The organism is Dyella sp. 2RAB6 (assembly GCF_052115385.1).
Classification (GTDB): Bacteria; Pseudomonadota; Gammaproteobacteria; order Xanthomonadales; family Rhodanobacteraceae; genus Dyella_D.
Window position 1 is genome coordinate 1 of sequence record NZ_JBFRGP010000055.1, and the last position, 1,066, is coordinate 1,066.

A 1,066-nucleotide genomic window follows, 5' to 3' on the forward strand; every position below is an offset into this window, starting at 1 on the left:
ATGGTGCGCAAGGGCATCAATCCGGTACGCGCGAAGGTGCTGGTGCTGGGGTTGGCGTTCAAGGAGAACTGCCCGGACCTGCGCAACACCCGCGTGATCGACATCGTGCAGGCGCTGCGTGGCTACAACGCGGAAGTGGATGTGCACGACCCGTGGGTGGATGCGGCCGAATGCGAGCATGAGTATGGGTTGGCGACCATCGTCGATCCGTCGCGCGGTGCCTATGACGCCGTCATCGTGGCCGTCGGCCACCGTGAATTCGCCTCCCAGGGCGCGACCGGCATCCGCAGTTACGGCAAGCCCGAGTCCGTGGTCTACGACGTGAAATACGTACTGCCGCGCGAGGCGGTGGACGGGAGGTTGTGATGAAAGTCCTGGTGACCGGCACCGCGGGTTTTATCGGTTCGCACGTGGCGCGCAAGCTGCTGGCGCGGGGCGATGAGGTGATTGGCCTGGACAACCTCAACGACTATTACGACGTGGGGTTGAAGAAGGCGCGTCTGGCGCGGGTGCAGGCTTATCCCGGCTACACGCACGTCCATGCGGACCTTGCCGATCGTGCCGCGGTGGAGAAGCTGTTTGCCACCCATCAGCCCGAGCGCGTGGTGAATCTCGCCGCGCAGGCCGGTGTGCGCTATGCAGCGACCAACCCGCACGTGTACGTGAGCAGCAACGTCACCGGCTTCCTGCACATCCTGGAGGGTTGCCGCCACCACGGTGTGCAGCATCTGGTGTTCGCGTCGACCAGCTCGGTCTACGGTGCCAACCGCGACTTGCCGTTCTCCGAGCATCGCCCGGCCGAGCATCCGCTGACCTTGTACGCGGCGACCAAGAAAGCGAACGAACAGATGGCGCACAGCTACGCACATCTGTATGGCGTGCCGGCCACGGGGCTGCGCTTTTTCACGGTGTACGGCCCGTGGGGCCGGCCGGATATGGCGCTGTTCCTGTTCACCAAGGCGATCCTGGCCGGCGAACCGATCCGGGTGTTCAACGAAGGACGGCACAAGCGCAGCTTCACCTACATCGATGACATCGTCGAAGGCGTGGTGCGTGCGCTGGATAC

Annotated in this window: 2 protein-coding genes; both read left to right on the forward strand. The window is 64.3% G+C overall.

The window, feature by feature from the left end:
• Window positions 1–366, forward strand: a 366-nt coding sequence (locus AB4083_RS22885; RefSeq protein WP_441610801.1) for a UDP binding domain-containing protein, incomplete at its 5' end; no start/stop codon positions are given.
• A partial coding sequence (locus AB4083_RS22890) for an NAD-dependent epimerase/dehydratase family protein (RefSeq protein ID WP_441610802.1) occupies window positions 366–1,066 on the forward strand: 701 nt, incomplete at its 3' end. The genes AB4083_RS22885 and AB4083_RS22890, both read left to right, overlap by 1 nt.